The organism is Saccharomonospora sp., assembly GCF_027317685.1.
In the GTDB taxonomy this organism is placed as follows: Bacteria; Actinomycetota; Actinomycetes; order Mycobacteriales; family Pseudonocardiaceae; genus Saccharomonospora.
This window is the reverse complement of the sequence record NZ_DAHVQP010000026.1, coordinates 40,170-64,109: the sequence shown is the minus strand read 5'-3', so window position 1 is coordinate 64,109 and position 23,940 is coordinate 40,170. Positions and strand designations below refer to the sequence as shown.

Genomic DNA, 23,940 nt, shown 5'->3' with positions numbered 1-23,940 from the left:
ATGAGACACGTCGACCGGACCGGGAAGAGGGCGCCGAGGCCGACGAGACACAGCTCGGTAAGGCCCGTCGCAGCATCGACGAGGCGAAGAAGGAAGTCGAGGCCGACCACCGCGTGGCCGAAACCCAGCAGGGATCGAAGTCACTGCCGCTGGACAGCCCCACACAACACGAGACGGGCCACTCGACGTGAATCGGTGGCGGATTCGTCACCAGCCCTCGAAGCGGCCCACCAGGCGCTGTGGATCGACGCCCGTCAACTCTCGTTGGAACATGCGGAAGTAGGCGAGTTCCTCACGGGAGTGCAGCGGCGGGTCCAGTGCGTGGCGTTCGTCTTCGAACTCTTCCTTCGACACCGTCGAGGCGTAGTACTCGCCCAGCACGTCCCGCGCACCGGTGCCCTGGCCGAACTGGGCTTTCGGCCGCCACAGCACACTGTCGGGTAACCAGCCGTCGAACGCCTTGCGCAGCAGCCACTTCTCCGGACGGTCACCGCTGGACAGCTTCCAGCGCGCGGGCAGACTCAGGCCGAGCTCCACCACGTCGAGCTCGAGGAACGGTGTTCTGGGTTCGAGCCCGGTAGCGCCCGCCACTCTGTCGACGCGTTGCAGGCCACCGAGGTGCAGCTCGCGGATGGCCGAGAGCAGGGCCTCATGCAGCTCCGCCTCGCCGCTGATCTCGCCGTAGTGGCTGTAGCCCGCGAAGAGTTCGTCGGCGCCCTCCCCCACGAGCACCACCTTCACGTCGCGCGCCGCCCGTTTGGACACCAATAGGTTCGGCACGGAACTGTGCAGCAACTGGGGGTCGAACGATTCGATCACCCTGATGACCTCGGGCATCCAGTCGATCAGTTCGTCATGTGTGTAGAGGCGTTCCGCGTGTTCGGTATCCAGCGCCTCGGCGACCTCGCGCGCGGCGAGCACGTCGTCGCTGTCGACGAGTCCGGCGGCGAACGTGCGGAACTTACGTCCCTTCCTGCGTGCGTACCGGGCCGCGATCGCGGTGACGATGCTGGAATCGAGCCCGCCCGACAGCAGGGCACCCACCGGGACATCCGCTTCCGCGTACCGCTCCACCGCGTGGATGAGCCGATCGCGGATGGTCGCGAACACCGCCTCGGGCGGGTCCGGGTCCTCGTTGTTCGACACGGTGGGCGCGACGGGTTCCACCTCGGGAAACGCCCGAAACGCCGTCAATCCGTCGCGGGGGGTCCAGACGTGGCCCGGGGGGAAGGGCTCGACGTCCGGCCGTCGGTGCGGGTCGAACGCCTTGAGCTCACTGCTGAACACCACGGTGTCGCCCTGCCTCGCCCAGTACAGGGGGGCCAGTCCCATCGTGTCGCGGGCGGTGAAGAAGTGGCCGTCGACCGTGGCGCCAGCGAACGCGAAGGTTCCCCACAACCGGGACAGCGCGTCCATCCCCTCGGCTTCCAAAAGGTGCAGCGCGCTCTCCTGGTCTGCGCGGGTACGGAACACGTGACCCCGCGCTTCCAGCTCGCGGCGGAGTCGCTGGTGGTTGTAGATCTCCCCGTCGCCGACGAGCCAGTACTGGCCGTTCGGGTCCCGCAGGGGCTGGGCCCCGCCCTCCAGATCGACGACGGCGAGCCTGCGATGTCCGAGCCAGGCGTGATCCAAAGCGCGAGTGCCCTGCCCGTCGGGGCCCCGGTGGGCCAGCCGATCGAGCATGCGCAGTCCTTCGAGCGGGTCGAAGGGGCCGTATGCGGCGACGAGGCCGGAGATGGCTACTCACCTGCCTGGTCCATGGGTGACAGTGTGCCGACACTGTCGAGTCTAGGGGCGTGGCCGCCCTCCCGCTGGATAGAGGAACCGGGCGGAAGGCTTGGGCGGAAGGCCCGGTGGCAGGCGGGTCAGGGCTCCAGTCCGTCGCCGTTACGTAGGCCCGACAGGACGATCCGTAGGCACCGGTGCACCGCGTCGGCGGGGGCGTCCAGCTCCACGAGGCGTCCGAGCGCGGCCAGCACCGCGAGGACGTCGTCGGCGCGAACGCCCGGCCGCAGCGCCCGCTCGGCGTGGGCGGCGGCGACGAGCTCCTCGACGAGCGGTCGTAGCAGCCGTCGGCACACCGACAGGCCGGCGGCGTCGGTGGTGGCCGCCGCGAGGTTCTCCAGCACGGCGCGGTCGCGTCGTTGGAAGGTGAGCGCGTCGGTGATGAAGCTCTCCAGCGCCTCCCACGCCGAGGTGCGGTCGCGGGTGGACCGGCGTGCCTGCTCGACCCACCGGGCGTAGCTCTCGGCGAGCAGGGTCTCGATGAGGGCGTCCTTCGACGGGAAATGCCGGTAGAGGGTGCCCATGCCCACGCCCGCGCAACGCGCGATCTCCCGGACGTCGACGGCTCGACCGCGCTCGGAGAACGCCGCGGCGGCGGCGCGCAGAATGGCCGCGCGGTTGCTTAGGGCGTCGCGACGCCGCGGGGTACCGAGCTGCTGAGTCATGACGTCATCGTATGTCTTCCCGACAAAGGGGAGCAGCTGTTCCGGTGTGGGTACAGTGGGCGGAGCAAGTGCTCCGGGGAGTTCGTCTCGAAAGGTGTGGCCCGTGACCGTCAACTACTCCATCCTCGATCTCGCCGTGATCGGTCGGGGTGAGACACCGAAGCAGGCCCTGGAGGCGAGTGTCGCGCTGGCACAGCGTGCCGAGGAAACCGGCTACCACCGCGTCTGGTATGCCGAGCACCACAACTTCTCCTCGATCGCCTCCTCGGCCACCAGCGTGGTCATCGCTCACGTCGCCGCGCACACCGAGAGCATCAGGCTGGGCGCGGGCGGCATCATGCTGCCCAACCACTCCCCGCTGGTCATCGCCGAACAGTTCGGGACTCTGGCGACGTTGCATCCCGGCCGCATCGACCTCGGGCTCGGCCGTGCGCCGGGCACCGACCAGAACACGCTGCGCGCGTTGCGTCGCGACCCCACCTCGGCGGACGCGTTCCCACACGATGTGCGGGAGCTCCAGGCCTACCTGCGGGGCGAGAGCCTCATCCCCGGAGTCGACGCCATCCCCGGCAAGGGCACGAACGTGCCGCTGTACATCCTCGGCTCGTCGCTGTTCGGCGCGCAGCTCGCCGCCGCCCTCGGACTGCCGTACGCGTTCGCGTCGCACTTCGCCCCGGACGCGTTGCAGCAGGCCGTCGCGGTGTACCGCGAGAAGTTCCAGCCGTCCGAGCAGCTGAAAGAGCCCTACGTCATCGCGGGCGTCAACGTGATCGCCGCCGACGACGAGACCGAGGCGCAGGAGCAGTACCGCACGATGAAGCGCCAGCGCGTGAACCTGCTGCTGGGGCGCCGGGGCCGTAAGTTCACCGACGAGGAAGCCGACCTGGTCCTCGACTCGCCGCACGGCGCGCAGCTCCTCAACATGATCAAGTACACGGCAGTGGGGACGCCCGACAAGGTCAAGACCTTCCTCGACGACTTCGCCACCCACGCCGATGCCGACGAACTCATCACCGCCCACCAGTCGCCCTCGGTGAAGCAGCGGCTTCGCTCCGTCGAACTTCTGGCCGATGTCGCGGGTCTGAAGTCGTGATCCTGTAACGGAGCTCGCGTTTGTGACCAACACCTCGGGGCTTGTGTGTTGAGCTTCGGGCCAGGGGGCTCATCGTGGCCGGACGAGGGGATGGCGTCAGGTGAGCGGGCAACGCGACGAACAAGGTGACGACATGGCGACGCACGAGGAGACGCTGGCGCAGCTCTACCAGGGCGTGGAGCATTGCGAGAACATCCACAACGCCATTCAGCACGCGCTGCTGATGGCGACGAATCTGTCGGAGTCGCTGCAGAACAGCCTCGGCGGTACGGGGGCCTACGACGAGGTGGGAGGTTACAGCGAGAGCGTGCTGACCCAGCTGCAGCTGTCGGCGCAGACGGTGGAGCAGACCAAGCAGGCGATCGAGAGCCTGATGGTGCGCTTCGACATCGTGTACTGACCCCCGGTCACATCAAGGCTTCCGCCGCACCAGGCGGGACACGTACCCCGCGCGCACCAGTCGCCGGTAGGCGGCCTCGACCTTTGGGGGCACGTCCTGGGCGACGATGAATCCGCGCCGGGCATAGACGAGGATGCGCTGGGTCTCCCCGACGAGCATGTGCACGACCTGGTCGGCGTCGCCGATCGTGGCCAGGTACTCGTCCAGGTCCGTCGGCGCGGCCGAGCAGCGGACATCCAGTCGAGGCCACTGCCTGCGGCTGGTGGCGTAGGCCCTCCGCTGGTGGTAAGGCTTGCACACCAACGTCGCGGTGTGCGTCGGGACACCCCGGTCGGCCAGTAGCCGCCGGGTGAATCGGATGTTCTCACCGGTGTTGCGGGCGTGCGGCTCCACCAGGATCGCGTCGTCGGGCACCCCCAGTTCCAGGGCCCGTTCGCGGTAGTGCGCGGCTTCACCGCGGGGAAAGAGCCGCGCCGTGGTGGGTGTGGTGGCCCCGGTGAACACCAGCAGCTCGAAGCGGCCCTCGCCGAACAGTGCGGCGGCGTGCTCGGCCACCCCCAGGTCGTGGCTGCCCAGGCCGATGCCCACGTCGCTGCGCCGCGGTGCGTGCCGCAGCACGTGGTAGTCCCACAGCGTGAGGGCGTCGTCGTACACCGTGTCGGGTAGCGCGGTCGGGGCCCGTCGTGTCATGAGATATGGGTACCGTCCCGCGGCGGAACCGAAGCCGCCCGCCTCGGTCTCGGGCCGGTGTTCGTTTTTGTCAGGTGCTCCGGGTGTCGGTCCTGGGCAGCGGTTCCAAGGCTGTGTGCACGTCCGACAGGTGTTTGGGCCACGCCTCCTTGATGGCTTCCCACGCGGCGCGGAGCGACACGTCTGTGGCCAGGACGAGGACTGGTCCCTCGCCCCAGCGGCTGGCCACGACGGTGCCGACCCTGTCGGCCTCGTCGGGCAGCGGTGCGCCGCCGGGGAGGAAGTCCACGGTGAGTGAGGCGCCCGAGCCAGTACCCGTCACGTCGTCGGTGACGCCTTGCATGGCCACGCGGTAGCCGCGTAGAACACTGCGCGCGTGTCGGTCTGTCGGGAACGGGCTGGCGGGGTGGGCGGCGTTGTACGCCTCCACGGACTCGAACAACTCTGGCGTCACGGTGGTGAATTCTACCTTGACGTTAGGGAAAGGTTTCCTGGCCGTTGGGGTGTTCTCCCAGCTTGTATGTCTACTGTGGACGGACTGCGTTCAAGATCAAGAAGGAGTACGGTGATCATGTTGCAAGCCGAGGAAATGAGGTCCATCTCGTGGGTGAGCACATGCGCATCGGTGCAGTCGCGGCACGGACCGGGCTGTCCCTGCGCACCATTCGCTACTACGAGGAAGTCGGACTGGTGACTCCCAGTGCTCGCAGCCAAGGCGGCTTCCGGCTCTACACCGAGCCCGATGTGGCGCGCATCAATCTCATCCGGCGCATGAAGCCGCTCGGGTTCCAGCTCGAGGAGATGAAAGAGCTACTGGGCCTGCTGTTCCCGGTGTCCCGGCCCGACGGCGAACCCGTGGTGCTGGAGGAACACGAGCTACGCAGACTACGGGAGTTCACGGAGAAGGCCGAACGCCGCTGCGCCGAGCTGCGCGCCACTCTCGACACGGCCGAGGAGTTCGCCGCTCTGCTACGCGACAGTCTCGCCCGGCACACGGAGCGTGCCCAGAACACCTGAGCCGTCACCGCCGAGCACGGCGTCAAGCCAGCCGCTCGGCACAGCGGTGGAGTCGCTCGGCCGCCTCCAGCCGCCCCACCACGTGTGGTGAGAACGCCGTGTACCCGCTGTGGGCCCCGGCGAGCGCGCCGGCCATCGCGGCCACGGTGTCGGTGTCCCCGCCCGCCAGGATGGCGAACCGGATCACCTCCTCCGGGCGGCCGGAATGGCGCAGGAAGGACGACAACGCCAACGGCACGGACCCCGACGCCGAGACGTCGTTGCCGAGCACCTCGGCGGCGTGGCCCGGCTCGGCCTCCCGCTCGCAGAGCTCGACGACCAGGTCCAGCTTCTCGCGCCACAGCGGTGTGGGCAGAACCTCCCGCAGCGGCTCCACGAACTCCCGCGCCCGCGCGGAGTCGGTGGGGGAAAGACGGAGGGCGAGGTGGGCGGCCACGGCCTGACACACCGCGCCGTGCAGCGCGTCGGCGTGGGCGTGGGTCACCTCGGCGCTGCGGCGCGCCAGCTCCACGACCTCCCGCACGTCACCGCCGACGAGTGCGGCCGGTGCCACCCGCATCGCGCCGCCGTTGCCGAAGGAGCCCTCGGGGAACACGGCCCTGATGGCCTCTCGCCACGGTGTGCCGGACATGATGAGCCGGAACGACCGGGTCACTCCGCCGCCGTACCCGCGCCAGGGTTCGGCCTCCCAGGTCTCGGCGAACTCCCGGGCGAGCACATCGGCGTCCACGTATTCGCCGGCACGGGTGTTCCCCTCGGTGATCCGGTGTGCCAGGTGCCGGGCCAGTACCAGCGCCAACGCCGTGTCGTCGGTGTGGACCAGGGGCTCGGTGGCGTTCTCCGCGGCCACGACGTCGGCGTGGGTCACCTCGGTCCTGTCCTCGAACGGCGCGCCGAGACAGTCGCCGAGGGCCAGGCCGAACATCAGGCCGCGGGCTTTGTCGAGGCGGGAGGAGTCGATCGTCTCGGACATCTCGGTCATCGCGGATCCCCTCGCTGGTTCGTGCCGTCGGCGTCGGTGCCTCCGGGTGGTCGCCGGTACTCTGGCCGGGATATGTGTTCTCTCAAGCAGGCTTTCGGTCAGGACAGCGTCGCATGAGTGCCGGTGCGGACGCAGCTACTTCCTCGGACGGTGATGTCGCGGCGCAGGCGCGCCGACGGCGGTCGTTCGCCGTCATCAGTCACCCTGACGCGGGTAAGTCGACGCTGACGGAGGCGCTCGCCCTCCACGCGCGCATGATCTCCGAGGCGGGAGCGGTGCACGGCAAATCCGGTCGCCGCGGAGTGGTGTCGGACTGGATGGAGTTGGAGCGGGCGCGCGGCATCTCCATCACATCGGCGGCGTTGCAGTTCTCCTACGGCGACTCGGTGATCAACCTGTTGGACACGCCGGGGCACGCGGACTTCTCCGAGGACACCTATCGGGTGTTGGCGGCCGTGGACTCGGCGGTGATGCTGCTGGACGCGGCCAAGGGGCTGGAGCCGCAGACGCTGAAACTGTTCGACGTCTGCCGACACCGGGGCATCCCGGTGATCACGTTCGTCAATAAATGGGACCGCCCCGGCCGGGAGGCGTTGGAGCTGTGCGACGAGCTCAGCGAACGCCTCGGATTGACCCCGATGCCGTTGACCTGGCCGGTCGGTGAGGCAGGGCACTTCCGGGGAGTGCTGGACGTCACCGACGGTTCGTTCGTGCGGTACGCGCGCACGGCCGGCGGGGCCACGGTGGCCCAGGAGAAACGCCTGCCCGCCGAGTGGGCCGAGGCCGAGGAGGGCGACGCGTTCACGCGTGCCGTCGAAGAGGCCGAGCTGGTGGCCGCCTCGGGTGGCGAGTTCGATGTCGCGCGGTTCCTGGACGGTTCGGCCTCGCCCGTGTTGTTCGGTGCGGCGGTGCTGAACTTCGGTGTGCGGCACCTGCTGGACCTGTTGGTGGAGTTGGCGCCCAGACCCGAGCCGTGGGTGGACGTCGACGGCGAGCCACGGCCGTTGGACGCCGATTTCTCGGCTTTCGTGTTCAAGGTGCAGACGGGGATGGACCCGGCGCACCGCGACCAGGTGGCGTTCGCGCGCGTGTGCTCCGGGGTGTTCGAACGAGGCATGGTGGTCACCAACGCCACCACCAAACGGCCGTTCGCCACCAAGTACGCCCACCAGGTCTTCGGCCAGCAGCGTTCCACAGTGGACATCGCGTACCCGGGTGATGTGATCGGGCTGGTCAACGCCTCGGCACTGCGGGTGGGGGACACGCTGTACTCGGGCAGACCCGCGGTGCGATTCCCCGGCTTGCCGAGCTTCGCGCCCGCGCACTTCGCCGTGGCCAGGCCCGCCGACCTCAGTAAGTCCAAGCAGTTCCGCAAGGGCGTGGAACAGCTCGGGTCCGAGGGCGTGGTGCAGATCCTGACCTCCGACCTGCGAGGGGACGCCGCCCCCGTGTTCGCGGCCGTGGGACCCATGCAGTTCGAGGTCGCCGCGCACCGGATGGAGCACGAGTTCAACTCGCCGGTGAAGCTGGACCGACTGCCTTACTCGACGGTGCGCCGGCTCGTCGACCCCGCCCAGCGGGCGCTGGTGGACGCCGGACGCAGCAGCGAGGTGCTCACCCGCGCCGACGGCACCGACCTCGCCCTGTTCGCCGACGACATGAGCATGCGCATCCTCCTGCGCCGCCACCCCGACCTGCGGTTGGAGCCGCTGGTCGCGGCGGGTGAGTGACGCCGCTCCGAACACCCTTATCGTGCGCGACAGGCACGACTGTGAACGCGCGATGAAGACTGTGGGACCGCCGAACGGCGGTGCCGCGGGAAAGGAGTGATCGTTGCCGGAGCTGAGGGAGCCGTTGACGCGAGGACTGTCGCAGCTGTGGGAGCTGGACGAAGTGATCTGGGAGGGGGACACGGCCTTCCAGCACGTCGTCATCGCCGAGACGGAACAGGGAGTGTCGCTGTTTTGCGACAGCGACCCGCAGAGCACGGAGCTGGCGCAACAGCACTACCACGACGCCCTGTTCGTTCCCGCCGCTCTGCTCGCCGAACGCGTCGAGCGGGTGCTCGTCGTCGGCTCCAGCGAGGGCGTGGTCAGTCAGCTCGCCGTCGCGGCCGGGGCCACCCACGTCGACCACGTGGACATCGACCGCGAGGTGGTCGAGTTGTGCGCCGAGCACCTGCCGTACGGGTACACGCCCGACGAACTGGAACGGGCCGTGCGCGGCGACGGACCGGTGAGGATGCACTACGGCGACGGCTGGGAGTTTGTGCGCCGGGCCGCCGAGAACGACGACGAGGACACGAAGTACGACGTCATCGTCGCCGACCTGCCCGGCGAACGGGAGGACGACGCGCAACACAACCGGCTTTTCGGCACCGAGTTCCTGCGTCACTGCGTGGGCGCTTTGCGCGAGGGCGGCGTGGTGACGTCGCAGGTCGGTTGTCCGACGCTGTGGCTGAACACGATGTTGCGGCGGGCTTTGGCGCGGTTCTCCGAGGTCTTCGGCACCGTGGCCTACCACGGCTCCGACGAGTTCGACTGGGCGTTCTGCGTGGGCAGGCCGGATGTGGTGGCCGACCCGACGGCGCGGATGCTCGAGCGCTTCGCCGAGCTGCCGTATCGCCCGGTGACCCTGGACGCCGAGGCACTGGTGGCCAACAGCGTCCTGCCGTACACGCTGCGCAAGGAGGGCATCGCTTCGTGACCGACCGGCCCGGGCGGCCCGCGAGCGCTTAGAGCCGTGTCGCTTGTGCCGTCGTCGCGGCTGGGTCCGCCGTCAGAGCCAGCCGCGTTCCCGGGCCTTCTTGGCCGCTTCCGTGCGGTTGCGGGCGTCCAATTTGGCCATCGCGGCGGACAGGTAGTTGCGGACGGTGCCCTCGGCCAGGTGCAGCCGTCGTGCGATGTCGCGATTGGTCGCCCCGTCGGCCACCTGGCGCAGCAGTTCGCGTTCGCGGTCGGTGAGCCGGTCGGTGTGGTCCCAGGCAGCCAACGCCAGTTCGGCGGCGACGATCGTTCCGCCTGCGTGGACCTTGCGCAACGCATCGGCCAGCTCGCCGATCGGCGCGTCCTTGAGCACGTAACCGGTGACCCCGGCACTCATGGCGCGCCGCAGATAGCCGCTGCGGGCGAAGGTCGTGACGATGAGCACCCGGGCGCGACTTCCGCGTCGATGCAGTTCTGCGGCCACGTCGAGGCCGCTTCCGCGGGGCATCTCGATGTCGGTGACCAGCACGTCCGGGTCGTGCTCCGCGACCGCGGCCAGCGCGTCGGCCCCGTTCGTCGCGGTGGCGCACACCGTGATGTCCGGTTGCAGGTCGAGCAACTCGGCGAACGCCTCGACGACCATCGTCTGATCCTCGGCCAGCACCACCCTGATCTTGTCACCGCCGCCGGACATCAGGTCGCCACCTGCAGAGGTACCGCGATCGTCACCGTCGTGCCCGCCGAGCCGGAGTGTTCGACCCGGCCGCCGAGCACGCTGATCCGTTCGCGCATCCCGGTCAGTCCGTTGCCCGCCCGGTGCCGCCCACCGACTCCGTCGTCGGCGACCACCAACCGCAGTTCCTCGTCCACCACCGACAGGGTGACACAACAGGTCCGCGCGCAGGCGTGCCTGGCGACGTTGGTGATCGCCTCCCGCAACGCCAGCGCCAGTTCGTGTTCGGTGGACCCGACGAGCTTCAACGACCTGTCGCATCGAGTCATCAGTTCCACGCCCGCGCTCGACAGTGTCTCCCGCGCCGACTCCAGCTCGGTGTCGAGATTCGTCTGCCGAAGACCGCTGACGGTGGCGCGCACTTCGGTCAGTGCGGCCCGTGCGGTCCTCTCGGCCTTGGCCGCCGCGTCACGAGCACGATCCGGGTCCGTGTCGACGAGGTTCTGGGAAAGCTGTGCGTGCATGATGACCGACGTGAGCGAGTGACCGAGCAGGTCGTGCAGTTCCCTGGCGATGCGTTCCCGCTCGGAGACGGTGGCGAGGTGCTCGATCCTGGCGTTGCGCAGTCTCAGCTCCGCCGCCTTCCGGTCGCGCCCCGCCTGCTCAATCTGGGTGAAGCCGATGATCCAGATGAACAGCAGCGGCGGCCCCAGCCCCCACAGCCGCTGTGGCAACGGTATCGGGGACAGCGCCAACAGCGCGCACAACACCACCGTCAGCCCGCCGAACCAGCGCAGCGCCACCCGCCGTGATTCCCGGATACCGGCTATGGCCGCGGCGTAGACGAACAACACCGCGGCACCCGAGTTCAGCGGAGTGGTGACGACCCCGAGCATCGTCATGGGAACGACCGATCCCCAGCGGGCCAGTTCGGGACGCGCCCAGGCGAGCATGTACATGGGCAGGAACACCAGGACGACGCCCACCACCAGCGCCCAGCCCCACGGGCCCGAGCCCGGGTCGTAGATCGGGTGTATGACGAGGAAGACGAGGTAGACGAGGTGGATCCAGCCGAACTCCGACCACCACGAAGGACCGTCGGTGGAAGCCGCCGGTCCTTCGTGGGAAGCGTGTTCGGTGGTGGTCATGGCCGTGCCCGACGATAGGCCAGCGCGGCCATGACCACCATGACCGCGGTCCAACCGGTGAACACCGCGAGATGCCCGGCGACGGCCGCGCCGTCGAGCTGGGCCATCGCCAGCTCCGCGAGGTGATACGTCGGCAGAACGTTCGCGACGGTGCCGAAGAAGTCGGGCAGGACGGCCAACGGCATCCACAGTCCGGAGACGACCGCGGTCGGCATCAGGATCGCGTTGAGTATCGCCGTCGTAGCGTTCGGACTCGCCAGGAAACCCACCGCCAGACCGAGCAACGCGAACGGCGTCGCGCCGAGCAGCAGCACGACGTACAGACGCAGCAGTTGAAGCGGCGATGCCTGCAGTGTCCCTGTCAACGCCGCGGTGAGGGTCATCGCCAGCAGCACTCCGCCCGAATACGGCACTGCGGCGAGCACTTTGCTCGCGAGCGTCACAGGCAACGGCACCGCCTGCACCCGCTTCACGCGTAACCATCCGATGTGCCGGTCCTGTGCCACGCCGATTCCCGGGTTCAGCAAGGTCACGGCCAGCACGCCGAACGTGCCGAAGGTGGCCAACATCCGGGTGCCCGAGGACAGGTCCTCGGCCGGATGGTGGCCGAACATCGACACGAACAGGGCGAAGAAGCCCACCGGCATCAGGATCGAGAAGAACAGCGCGGTGGGTTCCCGAACGATGCCGCGTATCTCGTCGAGGAGTTCCACGCCGAGCAACCGCCGGTTCATCGGGCCACCTCCCGCCCCACGTTGTGTGGCGAGGTCAGCGCCACGACGGCTTCTTCCAGGCTCGCGCCCTCGACCTGGAGATTGCTCAGCCCGGGGTCCTCGGCGAGCAGCAGTCGCAGTAGCCGCTCGGGATACCGCGTGCCGATGTGGACCAGACCACCGTTCCGCTCGAACGAGACCACTTCGGGCAGCGCGGTGAGTCGTTCGTCACCGAGGTCCGTGCGCGCGGTGATCGTGCGGTCCGGCAGCCGGGAGACCAGTTCCTCCGGGGGCGCCGAGGCCAGCACTCGGCCGTGGTCCAGCACCACGGCCCTGTTCGACACGGCCGCCGCCTCGTCGATCAGGTGTGTGGTCAGCAGTATTCCCGTGCCCATCGCCCGCCGTTGTTCGAGGACCTGCCAGAACCTCCTGCGTGTGGGCACGTCCAGCCCGACCGTCGGTTCGTCCAGCACCAGCAGCTTCGGGTCGGTGACCAGCGCCATGGCGAGCTGCACGCGTTGTTTCTGACCTCCGGACAGCTTCGCCACGCGGCGCTCGGTGAGGTCGGTGAGTCCCAGTTCCGCCATGATCGGTGCCGCACTTGAGCGCGGCCGTCCCCCTCGAACGGCCGCGCCGGAGATGAGCTCGCCGACCTTGAGCGTCCCCGGGTAACCTAGCGACTGCTGCACGACTCCCAGACCGCGGCGGGTGCGGGCGTTTCGCGGATCACCACCGGCCAGGTCGATCTCACCCTGTTGCCGGGGTAGAAGCCCCACGACCAGATTCACCAGTGTCGTCTTTCCCGCGCCGTTGGGGCCGAGCAGCGCCACACATTCCCCCGCCCCGACGGTCAGGTCCACGGCGTCGAGGGCCACTGTCCCGCCGTAGCGGTGCCCTACCCCCCGGACTGTCAGCACTGTTCGCACGGTTCCTCCCCGTTGTTCCTGTGGGACACCGTGCTCTTTCGGTGGGGGTCGTGGGTAGTGACGTCGTGACACCACGAGGAGATGACGAATGTCAACCGTGGTCCGAGTGGTTCGCTCCTTTTCCGAGTGTTCCTTTCGTCACCGCGTAGTGAGCGCCGTGGTGAGGCACCACACGGCGGCCGCCGCGAGTGCGACGGCCACCACCCCCGGCCACCACTCGGACGTCGACAGGGCCAGGAACGCCTGGATCGCCGCCGTTGCCGCGAACGCCAGCGATAGGACAAATAGGACAAGACGGGTCGGGGGCCACCGTCTCGACGTGCGTCGTGGCATGGGCACCGGCCTCCTTGCTGCGGGCTATGTCCGGTATCGCACGTCTCGCGTCGGAAGTTACGCCTTCTCCACGGTGGTCGAGAACACATCCTGTGGCGTCTTAGGCGTCACCGCGGGAGAAGGAGAGAAACGGCATTTTCGTTCCTGGGAATTTCACCTCGGGCGTTCCGTGTCTCAATGCGACGAATCAGTCACTTCACGTTGTGGGAAGCAATTAACGGCGCGGGTCCCGGCCGTGAAACCGGGCACACCCACCGCGGAGGGCGCGGCGTCCTCGCCGGTGCTGAACAGTGGAAACGGATGTGCCCTGCGTCGAGGTGTGCGGGACGGCGAGGCCGTGGTGAGGACTCACATCACAGACGCCTATGCCGGACTTGCCGTCACAAATAGAGTGTGGAGTCGATATTTCACGACTGTGAGGCGGGCCTCTGGCCGCATGGCCGGTCACTGCACTCGTGGCTTGCGTGGACGCGCATCATGTTGACTGAAGCGAAGATCGCTGTTTAGTCTCACGCGCTAAGCGACGGCTTAGTATGGTGGGCGTTGCGTGAAGCTTGAAGCATCGGGTTGGGGGCCCAGAAACAAATACGTGTCGCTGGAAGGGCCTTGAGCGCGTTGTTGAACAAGAGTGCTGCCCCACGTCGTGGGCGTTCGACCATCCGCACCCGAGTGCTCGCCATCGCCTTCATCCCGAGCCTTGTCTTTCTCTTAACCGGTGTCGCGATAGCCGGCTACCTGGTCAACGACGCCATCCAGGTGCGGTCCTTCAGCACCAAGGTCCACGAGGCCGCCCAGCCCGCGGGTGTGTTGTTCGCCAACGTGCGTGAGGAACGCAGGTTGACGCTGCAGGAGATCGCGACCACGAGATCACTGCGGTCGGAGCTGGAGCAGCAGCGCCAGCGGACCGACGAAGCGGCCCGGCGAATGGCCGAGGACCTCGAAGGCATCGCCGAGGACGCGCCCGAGAACGTGCGGGAGAGCATCAGGCTCGCGCAGCAGCGAGTGGCGCAACTGGGCGAGTTCCGGCAGCGAGTGGACCGTGGACAGGCCTCGCTGCAGGAGGCGTACGACTTCTACAACGAGATCATCGACACCTACACGGTCGGACTGAACGGCGTGGCGCAGGAAACGCCGAACGCCGAGACCGCCTACAAACGCATGGTGGCGATGCCGTTGTTCGTCAGCGCGGACGGTATGTCCCGAGGCTACGCCCTGGCCGCGGCGGGCATCACCAGCGGCGGACTGACCGAACAGGAGTTTCGGGCCTACATCAGCCAGGTCGGCACCTACCACAACACGCTGGAACAAGCGGTTCCGGACATGATCCCGTCGGTCCGGCAGCAGTACGAACAACTCGTGGCCAGCGACGCGTGGGAGACGTTGACCCGCGTCGAGAACGCCTTCCTACGGGGCAACACCACCGATCTTCCGGTCGCCGAGCCCGCGTGGCATGCCGCCGCCGGCGAGGTCAGCGGGACGCTGTGGAACCTCTACGTGGAGCAGAGCACCGTGGCCACCGAGCTCGCGCTCGACGAGGCCGACTCGACGCTGATCACGTCGATCCTGGCCGGTGCGGGCGTCATCGCCGTGGCACTGGCGGTGTCACTGTTGGCGTGGCGGTTGTCCGACCGGCTGGCCAAACGTCTGGTGTCGCTGCGCGAGGCCACCCTCGAACTCGCCGACGAACGCATGCCCCGCATCGTCGAGCGGCTGCGCAAAGGGGAACAGGTGGACCTCGAAAGCGAGGTGTCCTACCTGGACCACGGTGACGACGAGATCGGTGAGGTCGCCGAGGCGTTCAACAAGGCACAGCGCACGGCCATCGCCGCCGCCGTCGAGGAGGCCGAGACCAGGGAAGGTACCCGCAAGGTCTTCCTCAACATTGCCCACCGCAGCCAGGTGATTGTGCACCGACAACTTTCGGTGCTGGACGCCGCCGAACGCAAGCAGGAGGACCCCGACCAGCTCGACCTGCTGTTCCGCCTCGACCACCTGTCCACGCGGGCGCGGCGCAACGCCGAGAACCTGATCATTCTCGGTGGGGAACAGCCGGGCCGACAGTTCCGCAACCCGGTGCCCATCATCGACATCGTGCGGGGCGCGATCGCCGAGACCGAGGACTACAAGCGCGTCAGCACGAACAAGATGCCGGGGACCGCCGTCGCGGGCCCGGCGGTCAGCGACCTCGTGCACCTGCTCTCCGAGCTGATCGACAACGCCACGTCGTTCTCACCTCCGCAGTCGCGGGTCGAGGTGCGGGGCGAGCTCGTGGGCCGAGGCGTGGTCATCGAGATCGAGGACCAGGGCATCGGCATGGAGGACGAGGAGCTGGAGCGCTTCAACGAGATGTTGCGCAACCCGCCGGACTTCAGCTTCATGGCGTTGTCCGACGAGCCCCGGCTGGGTCTGTTCGTGGTCGCCAGGTTGGCGGCCAAGCACAACTTCTCGGTGACGTTGCGGGATTCGGCCTACGGCGGCACACGGGCGATCGTGCTGGTGCGTTCCGAACTGCTCAGCGAGATCCCCACCGACGTCGAGGACGACGGCGACAACGCGATCGGCGCGGAGGAGACGACCGCGCTCACGGCCTCGGTCCCGGCGGGTGGCGGCGGTTCCGCCCCCGCGCTCAGCCGGATGACGCGGACGGCGAGGGCGGCGACGGCGGCGAGGGAGCTGCCGCGGCGTAACGGCAGTGAGCAGCTCAACGGCACCTTGCTTCCGAGTTCCTCTTCGGGTGGGGAGACGGGCGCATTGACCGTGCGCCGTACGCCCGTACGCCGCCCTGAGCCCGAGCGCGTGGAGGAGCCCGAGGAGCTGTCCACCGGAGGAGCCGACCGTTCGGCCCCGACGGACTCGACGCGCCCCGAACTGCCTCGCCGCGCGCGCCGTAGGGCGACCAGCGAACCATCCGAGGACGGCAGTGAAGTCGGAGCCGTGCAGGGACAACTGCCCCAGGACCCCACGCCGGAACAGGGACAGGACGAGTCGATCTCGGACAGCCTCGGCAGGCATGCCGCCACGAGAGGCCGGCGCGAGGTGGAGGAGTCGCCCGAAGTGATGTCGGAGACGGGCTTGCTGCCCGAACCGACGCAGTCCAACCCGACACAACACATACCCAGGCTGCCGAGGGAGCTGCCGAGAGCCGTACGCCCGCCCTCCGGGCCCCGACCCCGGCACGAGACGCGCCCGGCACCCGATCTGCCGTTCCGGCAGAGCGAGTCGGGTGGCCGCCATTCGTCGGCTGTGCCGTCACGCGGCTCGGGCGCGCTCAACGAGGACCGGCCACCGTTGCCACGACGACGGCGACAGCAGAACCTGGCGCCGCAGTTGAAGGAGAGCACCACCTCCACCGACCTCACAGGCATCGGCACGGGTGGCGACGACGACGAGTACACCACCACCCCGGAGCAGGCCCGAAGCAGGCTTTCGGCGTTCCAACAGGGAACCCGCCGAGCTCGACAGCACCACATCGGCAGTGACGATTCTGGAGACTGAGAACACCATGGCGAACTCGGTAGTCAACGAACTGGACTGGCTGCTCGACGACCTGGTGAGCCAGGTCGCCGGAGCCGATCGGGCTGTCGTGTTGTCGGCCGACGGCCTGCTCATCGGCAGGTCGAGTAACTTGTCCGAAGAGGACGGTGAACATCTTTCCGCCGTGGCTTCGGCGTTCCAGAGCCTCGCCCGGGGCACAGGACGCCACTTCGGTGGCGGGCAGGTTCGGCAGACCGTCGTGGAGATGGACCACGCGTTCCTCTTCGTGACGGCGGCCGGGCGAGGCGCGTGTCTGGCATTGTTGACGGCGGAGGACATCGACATGGGCATGGTCGCCTACGCCATGAACATGATGGTGAAACGGGTCGGCGCGGTGCTCAGTGCCGCGCCACGGGTGGAGCCCCACGCCACGCCATGACTGACGACGACATCGGCAACGACGAGGAGACGTGGTTCGAGGAGGGCAGCGCCAGCCTGGTGCGCTCGTACGTGGTGACGGGCGGCCGGACCCGGTCGGACAACTACGGGCTCGACATGATGACGCTGGTGGTGGCGTTGTGCTCCCCGGACGAGGCCGCGCATCTGCCCACCGAGTACGAGAGGATCGTGCGCCTGTGCCAGCGCCCGATGTCCGTTGCGGAGGTCGGAGGTCACATCGATCTCCCCCTACCGCTGGTGAAGGTTCTGCTCAGTGATTTGATCGAGCAGAATTACGTGATCTTCCGTAAGTCCGCGCCCCCGAGCGAAACACCCAACCAGCACATACTGCAGGCGGTTCTCGATGGCATCCGCAAACTCTAACGACCGACGCCTCACCGCGACGGCGGTGAAACTACTGATCGCCGGTGGTTTCGGCGTCGGCAAGACCACCATGGTGGGCTCAGTCAGTGAAGTCCCTCCGTTGCGGACGGAGGAGATGCTGACCTCGGCGTCGGAAGGCGTCGACGATCTCTCAGGGGTGGAATCGAAGACCACCACCACGGTCGCGTTGGACTTCGGGCGTATCACGATCAGCCCGGAGTTGATCCTGTACCTGTTCGGCACACCGGGGCAGGATCGGTTCTGGTTCATGTGGGACGAGCTCGCCCAGGGAGCCCTCGGCGCGGTGGTGCTGGCCGATACGCGCAGGCTGGAGACGTGTTTCCCGGCCGTCGACTACTTCGAACGTCGGGGCCTGCCGTTCGTCGTCGGGGTGAACTGTTTCGACAACGCCTACCGGTACGGCACCGAGGAGGTGCGTGCCGCGCTGGACGTGGACCCGGGTGTGCCGGTGTTGCTGTGTGACGCGCGGGACCGTCAGTCCACCAAGCAGGTCCTCGTCACGTTGATCCAGCACGTGATGTATTCGGCGAACATGGCCCCGGCCCGGTACTGACCCGGTACTGACCCGGGTGCGGCCCCCGCACCCCGTGTCCGCAGCCTGCGTCGTCGTGTCCGCAGTCTGCGTAGCCGTGTCCGCAGGTTGCGCAGTACTGTTCAGCGGGCCGCGGTCACACTGTCGGGCGAGTGAGCGTCAGCTCGGTTTACCGTTGATGGCCTGGTCGAGTAGCTGCACCGGGTGCAGCATCGGGATGTCGTCGTCGAGATAACGGCGGATCTGTAGCAGGCACCCCGGGTTGGCGGTCACCAGCAGGTCGGGCGTGACCGCGCGGATGTTGTTCGCTTTGCGTTCGCCGAGTTCGGCAGCGGGCTCGGGCTGCACCATGTTGTAGATTCCCGCCGAACCGCAGCACAGTTCGGCCTCCGGTAGTTCGACGAGCTCCACTCCGGGGATCGTGCGCAGCACAGCCCTCGGCTGCTCGCGCACGCGCTGGGCGTGGGAGAGGTGGCAGGCGTCGTGATAGGCGACCTTGGCGTCCACCCGCTTCCTGGGCGCACGGGGTTCGAGTTCGGCCAACAGTTCGTTGACGTCTCGCACTTTGGCGCTGAAGTCCCGCGCCCGCTGCGCCCATTCGGGGTCGTCGGCCAACAGGTCGGCGTATTCCTTCATCGACGAACCGCACCCGGCCACGTTCACGACGATGGTGTCCACGGGCAGCTTGTCGAACGTTGCGATGGTGCGTTTGGCGCGGTCGACGGCGTGTTCCTCCCGTCCCGCGTGCAGGCCCAGGGCGCCGCAGCACCCTTGCCGTCTGGGTGTCAGCACCTCGCAGCCCTCGGCGGCGAGTACTCGCTGGGTGGCCGCGTTGACCTCGTGGAAGAACACGTCCTGCACGCACCCGGACAGCAGCGCGACGCGTCGCCGCACCGGCCCCGATGGCCGCACCCGCCGGGGCAGGGCCGCGAACGCCTCCCGCAACCGTACGGGCGGCAACAGTGCCTGAGCGGCGCGCAGTCGCGGGGGAAGTACTCGTTCCAGCAGTTTCGGCAGCCCCGACTTCTGGTAGGCCAGGCCCAGCACGGCCGCGACGCGAAGCCTGCGCCGGTAGGGGAACAGCGCGAAGACGACGTTGCGGAACCACCGGTCGGACACCGGACGTTCGACGTTGCGTTCGAGCTGGGGCCGGGTGGCTTCCAACAGCCGGTCGTACTGCACGCCGGAGGGACACGAGGTCACGCAGGCCATGCAGCCGAGGCAGGCATCGATGTGCTGGGTGAACGCCCCTTCGAGTTCGATCTCCCCGCGTTCGGCCAGGTCCATGAGGTAGATCCGACCGCGTGGCGAGTCCATTTCCTCGCCCCACAATTGATAGGTCGGGCAGGTCGGCAGACAGAATCCACAGTGCACACAGTCGTCGAGCAGGTCGCGTGCCGGTGGGTTGTGGGAGTCGAAACTCGACTGTCGCTCGGTCACGGTGCTGCCTTTCGTTCTTCCAACCACGATTCGAGGCGACCGGGACACAGTCGCCGTTCCGGGTCGAGTTCGTCTTTCACCGCACGCAGTACCCGCACCGCCGACGGGGTCCGGCCCCACGCGCGCGCACCGGGGATGGCGCGGCGGAGCACGGACACTCCGTTCGCGGCGGTGGTGATGTCGTGTACTCGCTCGATCTCGGCGTCGGGAACGGCCAGGGCCGCCACGCCGGTGCCGAGGCCGACGGTGGCGTGAGTGTCGTCGGCGCGGCCGCAGTCGGTGACCACCCCGGTGAGTCTGCTGGGCCGCACTCCGATGCGTACGTTCGCCTGCCGCACCAGCTCGGCGTGCCGCGCCCACGCCGCGTGGGCGGTGTCCTCGTCGAGCACGGTGCCGCCGAGTTCGGCCGCGAGTCGGCGGGCTCGCGCCTCCGTGCCCTCCACGGTGCCTTCGAGGCGAGTCAGAAGCTGCCCTTCGAACCACTCCAGCGACACGGGTTCGCTCTGCCCGCGCAGCACCGATACGGCTTTCTCGGCGGCGGTGGACAGGGGCAGTTCTGCGCGCACTGTGCGTGTCGCGGAGGGAAGCGGGTGCAGTCGGAGTACCACTTCGGCGAGTAGGCCGAACGCGCCGTAGGACCCGTGCAGGAGCTTGGCGAGGTCGTAGCCCGCGACGTTCTTGATGACGTGCCCTCCCGTGCGTGCCACGGTGCCGTCGGCGAGCACCACCGTCGCGCCGATCACGAGGTCGCGCAGGGAGCCGTAGGAAAGGGACAGCGGCCCGGAGTCGGCCGTGGCGATGAGCCCGCCGACCGTGGCTCCCTGCTCGACGCTGGCCGGGTCGAACGCCACCCGCTGTCCGTTGGGGGCGAGTTCCGCCGCGAGCTCCCGCAGCGGTGTGCCCGCTCGAACGGACACGGTCATGTCGGCGGGGTTGTAGGTGAGCACGCCCGTCATCCGCGTGGTGTCCAGCACGTTATCGGTGGGCTTGGGTGGGTCGGCCCAGTTCGACGCGGTGGCGGTGCCGCGGATCTCGACGGAGCCGCTCGTGTCGGCCAGGGCCTCGTGGGCTTCCCAGAGGTCGGTGGGAGCGAGCACGGTCGGAGGAGTCGAAGAGCCCGGGGAGGGCGAGGTCGTCGAGGTCATAGCCGTTCGATCACTCCAGCCTCCTCCAGCGGGTGGGGGCGATAGGGGCCGGGCGCCTCGCCACACAGTCTCGGGGTGGGCAGCAGCTTGCCCGGATTGCACAGCCGGTGCGGGTCGAAGGCCGAGCGCACGCGGTCCATCGTGGTCAGGTCGTCGGTGCTGAACATGCGCGGCATCGAACACGCCTTGTCCGTGCCGATCCCGTGTTCGCCGGACAGCGATCCGCCCAGTTCGACGCAGAGTTCCGCGATCTGTTTCGACAGCTCCTCCGCACGGTCCTGTTCTCCGGCGGCCGCGCTGTACAGCACCAGGGGGTGGAGGTTCCCGTCGCCTGCGTGGAAGACGTTGGCCACGCGCAGTCCCGCGGCTCGGCCCATGTCCTCGATGCGCTCCAGCACCTCGGCCAGGCGGGTGCGGGGTACGACGCCGTCCTGGACGAAGTAGTCGGGGCTGATGCGGCCGACCGCGGCGAACGCGGCTTTGCGGCCTCTCCAGATCTTCGCCCGCTCGTCGTCGTTGCCCGCGATGTGCAGGCGGGTGCAGTTGTGCCGTTCGCAGATCGCCTTGACCTGTTCGAACTGTGCTGCGCATTCGGTGGCCGGGCCGTCGAGTTCCACCACGAGCGCGGCGGCCGCGTCGAGTGTGTATCCGGCGTGCACCGCTTGTTCGGCCGCCTGGATGGCGAGGTTGTCCATCATCTCCACGGCGGCGGGAACGATGCCCGCCGCCACGATGTCGCTGACCACCTCGCCCGCTTCGCGCACCGAGTTGAAATCGGCGAGCAGCGTGCGCACGGTCTCGGGCACGGGCAGCAGCCGCACCGTGACCTCGCAGACGATGCCGAGCGTGCCCTCCGATCCGATGAACACGCCGCGCAGGTCCGGCCCGAGTTGTTCGTTCGTGTCTTCGCCGAGGGTGACGACCTCGCCGTCGGGCAGGACGACGGTCATCGACAGGACGTGGTTGGTGGTGAAGCCGTATTTCAGGCAGTGCGCGCCGCCGGAGTTCTCGGCGACGTTGCCGCCGATGGTGCACACCTGCTGGCTGGAGGGGTCGGGTGCGAAGTACAGCCCGTAGGGTGCGGCGGCCTTGGTGACGTCGAGGTTGGTGACGCCGGGTTGGAGCGTGGCCCGCCGGTCGAGCGGGTCGACCTCCAGCACACGGCGCAGCCGTTGCAGCGAGATGACGATGCCGTCGGCGACGGGCAGTGCGCCACCGGACAGCCCGGTGCCCGCCCCGCGGGCGACGTACGGGACACCGTGGGCGTGGCAGGCGCGCACGGCGGCGGCGACGCTGTCGGTGTCGGTGGGCAGTACGACGAGTTCGGGGATCACCCGGAAGCCGGTCAGGCCGTCGCATTCGTAGCTACGCAGGCCCACCGGGTCGGAGATGACGTTGTCCTCGCCGACCGCGGCCGCCAGGTCCGAACGCACCCTTGCGTCGAGCATGAGCACCCACTTTCCGCTTTACGGAATGCCACTACCGCTCTAAGAAAACATTACCGCTCTGGCGGGGATGGTCAAGATGTGCGCGCACTGTTGAACGGCTCTCGTTGTGGGCGTGTCTCCGCAACGACATCGGCGTGGGGTGGTACCAAAAATCCATGAGGTGCGTGAGCTGTCGGATGGGCCTGGACCACTGTCATGGCACGGTGATGCTGCACGAATCCGGTGGCGTGGAATGCACCGATCCCCACTGCTCCGATGCCGAACCCGCACGTCACGCGCTCGTCGTCGAGTGCGGAAGCATCCAAGGCGGATGCGACTGCCAGGCCACGTTCTACGCGGAGCTGCCACGCGTCTCGTGAGGCGTGAAGGCGAGCCGGATACCGAAGTTGTCCACGGTCGCAGGCAGCCGGTCGCGTGCGTGACTGCGGGAGCGCAGAGTCTTCGGAGCGAGTAGCCGGTACTCGCCGGCTCGGAGGAACTCCACCAGCATGGCGCTGGCCACGAGCAGAACGAGGTTCTCGCCGGGGCATCGGGCGGGTCCCGCGCTGAACGGCACCAGCCCGGGAAGCTCCCGGGCCCGCTCGTCCAACCAGGCTTCCGGCGTGAACGTGTCGGCGAACGGCACGAGTTCGGCGTCCCGGTGAAAATAGGTGGCGAACACGACGAACAGCGTTTCCGGTGGGAGTTGCTTCCCACGCCACGACGTGGCGGTGGTGCTCTCCCGCAGCAACAGCGGCGTGGTGGGCCACAGCCGTAGGGTGTCCAGGACACACGCCCGGATGTACGCCCACGCGCGGGCGTCGTCCACGGCGGACTCCTTCCGTGCCGCGGCGGCCTGGTCGGGATGTGTCGCGAGCAACGCCAGTGCGCGCAGGACGACCATGCCCGCGGCGTCGAAGGCGAACAACCACTGCGGCACCTGCCCGAAGGGATCCACGGCACTGTTCTCGGGCTCGTGTTCCGCGATGACGGCCGCGAGGCTGCCCGGCTCCGCCCGGTCGAGGTGGTCGTTAAGCCGTTTCTGGAACGCGTCTCGACGGCGCTTGGCCTTGGGCAGCAGAAACGCCCAGTTACCGCGCAGCCGCAGAGCGGTCAGCTCGTCGGTGACCTCGTCCTGGTCGCGGGCGTGATCGCCGAGGACCACGCGGCGCACGATGCGCCACCATGTCCGGGCGTGACGGTCCCAGTCCAGCTCGGTGGTGTCTTCGAGCAGCAGGCGAGTCTCCTCGCCGACGACTTCCCGCACGCGCTCGGCGAGGGAGTGCACCGGGCGCTCGCTCTCCAGCACCTGCTCGTTGTACCGGCGGCGCGGCGCCCGCTCGGGCATGGGCGTGGCCAACACCCCGTGCGGTTCGAAGTGGTTCAACGCCGCGCGCTTCTCCCGCGCTGCGGGTGAGAACGGCGACGGCGTCGAGGTCAACACCCGGCGCACGTCCTCCGGTTCGAGCAGGAGCGCGATCGAACGCCCGGGGATGCGCAACAGCACCGGGCCGGGGCCGTAACGAGCACGCAGGCCCGCGAACAGCCGCAGAGCGGCGCGGTCGAGTCCCAGCCGGTCGATCAGTGCCATAGCCCGGGGCCTGCGTCGGATCACGCCACCCGCGATGGTGGGTGCGAGCGCCTCGCCGATGACCCTGGCCGTGTCCCCGAGACCGGCGCTCCGTGTCATCGAATGCGCTGGGCGGGGATCGGCCTGCCCTCCTCGGGTGCCAGGCCCAGCGCTTCCAGGAGCTCGGCGCAGTCCTTGGCGTCGACGGCCGCCGAGGCGACGGCGCGGACCGCCTTGCGGCGCTGTTCGGGGTCGGGTTCTTCGGTGTAAGGCAGCGCCGGCCTGGGGTTTTGGCTCGGAGCGGTCGAGCTGTGTGTGTTCACGGCTGCTCCCGATCGGTTTCGTGATTCATGGGTGTTTTTCATCGCCGCTGACATAC

26 protein-coding genes are annotated in these 23,940 nt (G+C 68.4%); 11 read left to right on the top strand and 15 right to left on the bottom strand.

Annotated elements, in window-relative coordinates:
- Positions 1–191: hypothetical protein (locus M7H19_RS02915; RefSeq protein WP_298176788.1), on the top strand; the 191-nt coding region annotated here is incomplete at its 5' end.
- A 16-nt stretch (positions 192–207) separates the two neighbouring features.
- Here the strand turns inward: M7H19_RS02915 and asnB are convergent.
- Both asnB and M7H19_RS02905 read right to left on the bottom strand, forming a co-directional pair.
- Positions 208–1,683 carry an asparagine synthase (glutamine-hydrolyzing) gene (gene asnB / locus M7H19_RS02910; RefSeq protein WP_298176785.1) on the bottom strand — a complete coding sequence of 492 codons (1,476 nt, stop codon included), beginning with the start codon at positions 1,681–1,683 and terminating at the stop codon, positions 208–210.
- Between the two features lie 182 nt (positions 1,684–1,865).
- The gene (locus M7H19_RS02905; protein WP_298176783.1) at positions 1,866–2,450 is read right to left on the bottom strand and encodes a TetR/AcrR family transcriptional regulator; all 585 of its coding nucleotides are present in this window, start codon (positions 2,448–2,450) and stop codon (positions 1,866–1,868) included.
- A 103-nt stretch (positions 2,451–2,553) separates the two neighbouring features.
- On the opposite strand from M7H19_RS02905, the gene M7H19_RS02900 reads away from it, so the two are divergent.
- Entirely contained in the window at positions 2,554–3,543 is a 990-nt protein-coding gene (locus M7H19_RS02900) for an LLM class flavin-dependent oxidoreductase (protein WP_298176781.1), read from the top strand.
- 133 nt (positions 3,544–3,676) lie between these two features.
- Positions 3,677–3,943 carry a hypothetical protein gene (locus M7H19_RS02895; protein WP_298176779.1) on the top strand — a complete coding sequence of 89 codons (267 nt, stop codon included), beginning with the start codon at positions 3,677–3,679 and terminating at the stop codon, positions 3,941–3,943.
- Between the two features lie 12 nt (positions 3,944–3,955).
- Here M7H19_RS02895 and M7H19_RS02890 read toward each other — a convergent pair whose 3' ends face one another.
- Together M7H19_RS02890 and M7H19_RS02885 are read right to left on the bottom strand one after the other, a co-directional pair.
- Complete coding sequence (locus tag M7H19_RS02890) at positions 3,956–4,633, bottom strand: YdcF family protein (RefSeq protein WP_298176777.1); 678 nt, start codon at positions 4,631–4,633, stop codon at positions 3,956–3,958.
- 70 nt (positions 4,634–4,703) lie between these two features.
- Positions 4,704–5,087, bottom strand: coding sequence for a hypothetical protein (locus tag M7H19_RS02885; RefSeq protein ID WP_298176775.1), 384 nt, complete (start codon positions 5,085–5,087; stop codon positions 4,704–4,706).
- A gap of 161 nt (positions 5,088–5,248) precedes the next feature.
- On the opposite strand from M7H19_RS02885, the gene M7H19_RS02880 reads away from it, so the two are divergent.
- On the top strand, positions 5,249–5,650 hold the full coding sequence (locus M7H19_RS02880; RefSeq protein WP_298176774.1) for a MerR family transcriptional regulator: 402 nt from the start codon (positions 5,249–5,251) through the stop codon (positions 5,648–5,650).
- Positions 5,651–5,672: 22 nt separating this feature from the next.
- On the opposite strand, the gene M7H19_RS02875 is transcribed toward M7H19_RS02880, so the two are convergent.
- The gene (locus M7H19_RS02875) at positions 5,673–6,632 is read right to left on the bottom strand and encodes an ADP-ribosylglycohydrolase family protein (protein WP_298176772.1); all 960 of its coding nucleotides are present in this window, start codon (positions 6,630–6,632) and stop codon (positions 5,673–5,675) included.
- A 113-nt stretch (positions 6,633–6,745) separates the two neighbouring features.
- Between M7H19_RS02875 and M7H19_RS02870 the strand changes: the two genes are divergently transcribed.
- Together M7H19_RS02870 and M7H19_RS02865 are read left to right on the top strand one after the other, a co-directional pair.
- Positions 6,746–8,362, top strand: a complete 1,617-nt coding sequence (locus tag M7H19_RS02870; protein WP_298176770.1) for a peptide chain release factor 3 — start codon at positions 6,746–6,748, stop codon at positions 8,360–8,362.
- A 103-nt stretch (positions 8,363–8,465) separates the two neighbouring features.
- The gene (locus M7H19_RS02865; RefSeq protein ID WP_298176768.1) at positions 8,466–9,338 is read left to right on the top strand and encodes a spermidine synthase; all 873 of its coding nucleotides are present in this window, start codon (positions 8,466–8,468) and stop codon (positions 9,336–9,338) included.
- 72 nt (positions 9,339–9,410) lie between these two features.
- Here the strand turns inward: M7H19_RS02865 and M7H19_RS02860 are convergent, their stop codons facing one another.
- From M7H19_RS02860 to M7H19_RS02840, 5 genes are all read right to left on the bottom strand, one after another.
- Entirely contained in the window at positions 9,411–10,031 is a 621-nt protein-coding gene (locus tag M7H19_RS02860) for a response regulator transcription factor (RefSeq protein ID WP_298176765.1), read from the bottom strand.
- Entirely contained in the window at positions 10,031–11,158 is a 1,128-nt protein-coding gene (locus M7H19_RS02855) for a sensor histidine kinase (protein WP_298176763.1), read from the bottom strand. Before M7H19_RS02855 ends, M7H19_RS02860 begins: the two co-directional genes overlap by 1 nt.
- Entirely contained in the window at positions 11,155–11,892 is a 738-nt protein-coding gene (locus M7H19_RS02850) for an ABC transporter permease (protein ID WP_298176761.1), read from the bottom strand. Before M7H19_RS02850 ends, M7H19_RS02855 begins: the two co-directional genes overlap by 4 nt.
- The gene (locus M7H19_RS02845) at positions 11,889–12,797 is read right to left on the bottom strand and encodes an ABC transporter ATP-binding protein (RefSeq protein WP_298176759.1); all 909 of its coding nucleotides are present in this window, start codon (positions 12,795–12,797) and stop codon (positions 11,889–11,891) included. Before M7H19_RS02845 ends, M7H19_RS02850 begins: the two co-directional genes overlap by 4 nt.
- Before the next feature lie 138 nt (positions 12,798–12,935).
- Positions 12,936–13,130, bottom strand: a complete 195-nt coding sequence (locus tag M7H19_RS02840; RefSeq protein ID WP_298176757.1) for a hypothetical protein — start codon at positions 13,128–13,130, stop codon at positions 12,936–12,938.
- 606 nt (positions 13,131–13,736) lie between these two features.
- On the opposite strand from M7H19_RS02840, the gene M7H19_RS02835 reads away from it, so the two are divergent.
- Genes M7H19_RS02835 through M7H19_RS02820 form a run of 4 tightly spaced genes read left to right on the top strand, consistent with a single transcriptional unit; the run spans position 13,737 to position 18,000 of the window.
- Positions 13,737–16,625 (top strand): nitrate- and nitrite sensing domain-containing protein, encoded by a 2,889-nt coding sequence (locus M7H19_RS02835; protein WP_298176755.1) that lies wholly within the window; start codon positions 13,737–13,739, stop codon positions 16,623–16,625.
- A gap of 7 nt (positions 16,626–16,632) precedes the next feature.
- On the top strand, positions 16,633–17,043 hold the full coding sequence (locus tag M7H19_RS02830; protein WP_298176753.1) for a roadblock/LC7 domain-containing protein: 411 nt from the start codon (positions 16,633–16,635) through the stop codon (positions 17,041–17,043).
- Entirely contained in the window at positions 17,040–17,426 is a 387-nt protein-coding gene (locus tag M7H19_RS02825; protein ID WP_298176751.1) for a DUF742 domain-containing protein, read from the top strand. The genes M7H19_RS02830 and M7H19_RS02825 overlap by 4 nt, the downstream gene beginning before the upstream one ends.
- Entirely contained in the window at positions 17,407–18,000 is a 594-nt protein-coding gene (locus tag M7H19_RS02820) for an ATP/GTP-binding protein (RefSeq protein WP_298176747.1), read from the top strand. Before M7H19_RS02825 ends, M7H19_RS02820 begins: the two co-directional genes overlap by 20 nt.
- 138 nt (positions 18,001–18,138) lie before the next feature.
- Here M7H19_RS02820 and glcF read toward each other — a convergent pair whose 3' ends face one another.
- From glcF to M7H19_RS02805, 3 genes are read right to left on the bottom strand one after another with little or no spacing between them, the layout of a single operon-like run.
- A complete protein-coding gene (gene glcF / locus M7H19_RS02815; RefSeq protein ID WP_298176745.1) occupies positions 18,139–19,419 on the bottom strand; it encodes a glycolate oxidase subunit GlcF in 1,281 nt (426 codons plus the stop codon).
- On the bottom strand, positions 19,416–20,564 hold the full coding sequence (locus M7H19_RS02810; protein WP_298176743.1) for an FAD-binding protein: 1,149 nt from the start codon (positions 20,562–20,564) through the stop codon (positions 19,416–19,418). Before M7H19_RS02810 ends, glcF begins: the two co-directional genes overlap by 4 nt.
- Complete coding sequence (locus tag M7H19_RS02805; RefSeq protein ID WP_298176740.1) at positions 20,561–22,012, bottom strand: FAD-linked oxidase C-terminal domain-containing protein; 1,452 nt, start codon at positions 22,010–22,012, stop codon at positions 20,561–20,563. Before M7H19_RS02805 ends, M7H19_RS02810 begins: the two co-directional genes overlap by 4 nt.
- Before the next feature lie 155 nt (positions 22,013–22,167).
- On the opposite strand from M7H19_RS02805, the gene M7H19_RS02800 reads away from it, so the two are divergent.
- A complete protein-coding gene (locus M7H19_RS02800) occupies positions 22,168–22,371 on the top strand; it encodes a hypothetical protein (RefSeq protein WP_298176737.1) in 204 nt (67 codons plus the stop codon).
- Here the strand turns inward: M7H19_RS02800 and M7H19_RS02795 are convergent.
- Positions 22,344–23,681, bottom strand: coding sequence for a cytochrome P450 (locus M7H19_RS02795; RefSeq protein WP_298176734.1), 1,338 nt, complete (start codon positions 23,679–23,681; stop codon positions 22,344–22,346). The genes M7H19_RS02800 and M7H19_RS02795 overlap by 28 nt on opposite strands.
- The gene (locus M7H19_RS02790; protein WP_298176731.1) at positions 23,678–23,884 is read right to left on the bottom strand and encodes a hypothetical protein; all 207 of its coding nucleotides are present in this window, start codon (positions 23,882–23,884) and stop codon (positions 23,678–23,680) included. The genes M7H19_RS02795 and M7H19_RS02790 overlap by 4 nt, the downstream gene beginning before the upstream one ends.
- Positions 23,885–23,940: the final 56 nt, after the last annotated feature.